We start from the raw sequence: 3,567 nt of genomic DNA, 5'->3' as shown, positions 1-3,567 counted from the left end.
TTCGGCATGGGCATCGACAAGCCCGACATCCGCTGGGTGGTCCATGCCGACCTGCCGAAATCCATCGAGGCCTATTATCAGGAAATCGGCCGCGCCGGTCGCGACGGCGATCCGGCCGAGACGCTGACCCTCTACGGTCCCGACGACATTCGCCTGCGTCGTGCGCAGGTCGATGAGGGGCTGGCCGCCAATGATCGCAAGGGGGCCGATCACGCGCGGCTGAACGCGCTGCTGGGTCTGGCCGAGGCGACAGGCTGCCGCCGCCGCCGCCTGCTGGCCTATTTCGGCGAGGACATGCAGGCGGATTGCGGCAATTGCGATCTGTGCCTGACCCCGCCCCGGCTGTTCGACGGCACGCAGGCGGTGCGCATGGCGCTGTCGGCGATGCTGCGCACCGGTGAATGGTTCGGCGCGGGGCACCTGATCGACATCCTGACCGGACACACGACCGAAAAGGTTCGCGAACGCGGCCACGACAAGCTGCCGACCTTCGGTGTCGGTCGCGATCATTCGCGTGGCCAGTGGCAGGCGATCTTCCGGCAGATGATGGGCCTGGATCTGTGCCGCCCCGATCCGGAACGCCACGGGGCTCTGTTCCTGACCGACGCCGCCCATCCGGTTCTGCGCGGCGTGGACAGCGTAACCCTGCGTCATGACACGACTCTGCGGGCCAGGGGCGCCAATGTCCTGCGCACGCAGGTCGACGAAGAGGATGAGCCGCTTCTGTCGGCGCTGAAGGCCCGGCGCCGCGCGCTGGCCGAGGCCGCCCGCGTGCCTGCCTATGTCATCTTCCCCGACCGCACGCTGATCGAGATGGCCCGCCTGCGTCCTCAGGATCTGGACCAGATGGCGCGGGTCAGCGGGGTCGGGGCGAAGAAGCTGGAAAGCTATGGCACCGAATTCCTGTCGGTGATCGCAGGCGATCAGCCGGACATGCATCCCCACCGCCGGGCGCTGGCGGGCCGGCCCGAGGGCATCCTGTTCGACCGTCTGGTCGCGGCGCAGAACCGGCTGACGCGCGGCGAGGATGGAACCGAAAAGCCGCTGTCCTGTTCGACCGCGCAACTGCGCCGCATCGCCGAATCTCGCCCCGCGGACCAGGCTGCCCTGTCGCGCCATCTGGATGCCGCGCGCCTGAATCGCTTCGGTCCGGCCTTCCTGCGACAGATCGCCGAGAGCTGAGGCCGCGCCACGCGGCCCATCACCGCGTGCCGCCCGTGCTTTGCCTGACAGGCGGATTCCCGTCCGTTGCAGGGAAACATCGGCGCATCCGCGTTGATCCTGTCCGGCTTCTTGTCCGCCTGCGACGCCTGCGATCACCTGCTTGTCATCGCTCGTGCCGTAACGGGCGGTATCGCCGGAACGAAGGGTAATGGGAATGTGATGCGCATTTTCGGCCCGCCGCATCGTGACTATGTCTAGGTCGGGTGTGCAAGGCTGCCAGGCACAAGACGGATCGGAGGAAGAACATGAAACTTACATGGTCAGACGTGACACCGAAGGCCCACTGGCTGGATCGGCGTGCATTCATCGCGACTGCCGCGGCTCTGTCCGCCTCGCCGGCGCTGGCGCTAAGCGGCAAGCCGTCCGGGTTGTCGACCGACGAAAAGCCCAACACGCTGGAAGAAATTACAAATTACAACAATTACTATGAATTCGGCACCGGCAAGGAGGATCCCGCCCGCAATGCCGGCGGGCTGAAAACCGATCCCTGGTCGGTCGAGATCGGCGGTCTGGTGGATCGCCCCGGCTCTTACGGTGTCGAGGATCTTGCGCCCGAGAACACGCTTGAGGAACGCATCTACCGGCTGCGCTGCGTCGAGGGCTGGTCGATGGTCATTCCCTGGATCGGCGTGCCGCTGGCTTCGGTGCTGAACAGGGCCGGGATCCAGCCCTCGGCGAAATTCGTCGCCTTCGAGACGGTGACGCAGCCCGACAACATGCCCGGTCTGCGCTATCCGATCCTTGACTGGCCCTATCGCGAGGGACTGCGGCTCGACGAGGCGATGCACCCGCTGGCGATTCTGGCGACCGGATTGTATTCCGACCCGCTGCCGAACCAGAACGGGGCTCCGATCCGGCTGGTCGTGCCATGGAAATACGGATTCAAGTCGATCAAGTCGATCGTCAGGATCACCCTGTCCGACAGCCAGCCCTATGCCACCTGGAATGCAAGTCAGCCCAACGAATACGGGTTTTACGCCAATGTGAACCCGAATGTCGACCATCCCCGCTGGTCGCAGGCATCCGAGCGGCGCATCGGTGCCGGACTGTTCGCCGGACGTGAGGAAACGCTGATGTTCAACGGCTATGCCGATCAGGTTGCATCGCTGTATTCCGGCATGGATCTCAAGAAGAACTTCTGATGCGCAGAAGAATCAATGATGCACTGCGCCGACTGCCGGTCTGGGTCGTGTGGCTGGGGGGCATGATCCCGCTTGCTTTGCTGGTGTCGGATACGTTCTTCGGCGGACTGGGCATCGACCCGGTTCGCGACATCGAATATCGCCTGGGCCGGACCGCGCTCTATTTCCTGATCGCCAGCCTTGCGGTCACGCCGCTGCTGCGGATCGCGGGAATCAGTCTGATGCGGTTTCGCCGCGCGCTTGGGCTGATCTGTTTCACCTATGCGGGCCTGCATGTCCTGTCCTGGCTGGCGCTGGACATGGGGTTTCTCTGGGCGCAGATGGCCCGCGATATCGTGAAGCGGCCCTATCTGCTGTTCGGAATGGTGGCGTTCACGCTGCTGACGGCGCTGGCAGTGACATCGAACAACCTGTCGATCCGGCGCATGGGCGCGCAAGGCTGGCGCAATCTGCACAAGCTGGTCTATGTCGCCGCGCCGCTCGTCGCCCTGCACTGGATCTGGTCGCTGAAGACCTTTCCGGTCACGCCGACCTTCTGGCTTCTGGTGATTCTGTTGCTTCTCGGCCTGCGGGTCGTGATCAAGAGACCGCTGGCGCGCGCAAGACCGGCAAGGGCCTGAAGAAGGTTTTCGAAACAGGCCCTTGGCAGGAAATTGACGCGCAGGGCAGTTTTTTTGCGAATTTCCTCTTGCACCTTTGTTTTGTGATCCGTAGATACGCCTTCACCGATCGGGCCTGAGGGTTTGACTGGTTCGGGGCTTCGGGTTTTGGCTTTGGGGTTTCGGGAGATTATCCGGGATGGATGGCCGTTGGGGCGTCGTGAGAGTGGCGCGTCTTCGGTGATTGTTGTTTCGGTGCTTTTTGACATGATTGTTATGATGAAGGGATATGCGGGCGGTCTGGTCTGAACGACAGGACATCTTGCATATCGGCCTGGTAGGGTTTTTCCCGATGATCCAGGTGTCAGCTTCACTGTTTGTCGGCTCACGCGAGTGAGGACGATGAACAGATGATCATCCGGTCTTTCGGGGCCGGATGGCAGATGTGCAAGGTTCGACGTCAAGGACAAGCGTTTCGGCGCTTTTCAACTTGAGAGTTTGATCCTGGCTCAGAACGAACGCTGGCGGCAGGCCTAACACATGCAAGTCGAGCGCACCTTCGGGTGAGCGGCGGACGGGTGAGTAACGCGTGGGAACGTGCC

The 3,567-nt window shown here is 63.0% G+C and carries 3 protein-coding genes and 1 rRNA gene; all 4 read left to right on the top strand.

Going from position 1 to position 3,567, the window contains the following annotated elements; genetic code table 11:
* A partial coding sequence (locus B4A72_RS15795; protein WP_292979085.1) for an RQC domain-containing protein occupies window positions 1-1,182 on the top strand: 1,182 nt, incomplete at its 5' end.
* A gap of 287 nt (window positions 1,183-1,469) precedes the next feature.
* Window positions 1,470-2,366, top strand: a complete 897-nt coding sequence (gene msrP / locus B4A72_RS15790; protein ID WP_292952234.1) for a protein-methionine-sulfoxide reductase catalytic subunit MsrP — start codon at window positions 1,470-1,472, stop codon at window positions 2,364-2,366.
* Window positions 2,366-2,986 carry a sulfite oxidase heme-binding subunit YedZ gene (locus tag B4A72_RS15785; protein WP_292979083.1) on the top strand — a complete coding sequence of 207 codons (621 nt, stop codon included), beginning with the start codon at window positions 2,366-2,368 and terminating at the stop codon, window positions 2,984-2,986. Before msrP ends, B4A72_RS15785 begins: the two co-directional genes overlap by 1 nt.
* A 465-nt stretch (window positions 2,987-3,451) precedes the next feature.
* Window positions 3,452-3,567: ribosomal RNA gene (locus B4A72_RS15780) — 16S ribosomal RNA — on the top strand; the annotation flags it as partial.

The organism is Paracoccus sp. UBA5162 (assembly GCF_002413585.1).
Taxonomy (GTDB): domain Bacteria; phylum Pseudomonadota; class Alphaproteobacteria; order Rhodobacterales; family Rhodobacteraceae; genus Paracoccus.
This window is presented reverse-complemented; position numbering and strand designations above follow the sequence as displayed.

Coding starts and splice junctions, on each gene's coding strand:
- B4A72_RS15785 (WP_292979083.1), top strand. CDS start 2,366: ATGCGCAGAAGAATCAATGATGCACTGCGCCGACTGCCGGTCTGGGTC.
- msrP (WP_292952234.1), top strand. CDS start 1,470: ATGAAACTTACATGGTCAGACGTGACACCGAAGGCCCACTGGCTGGAT.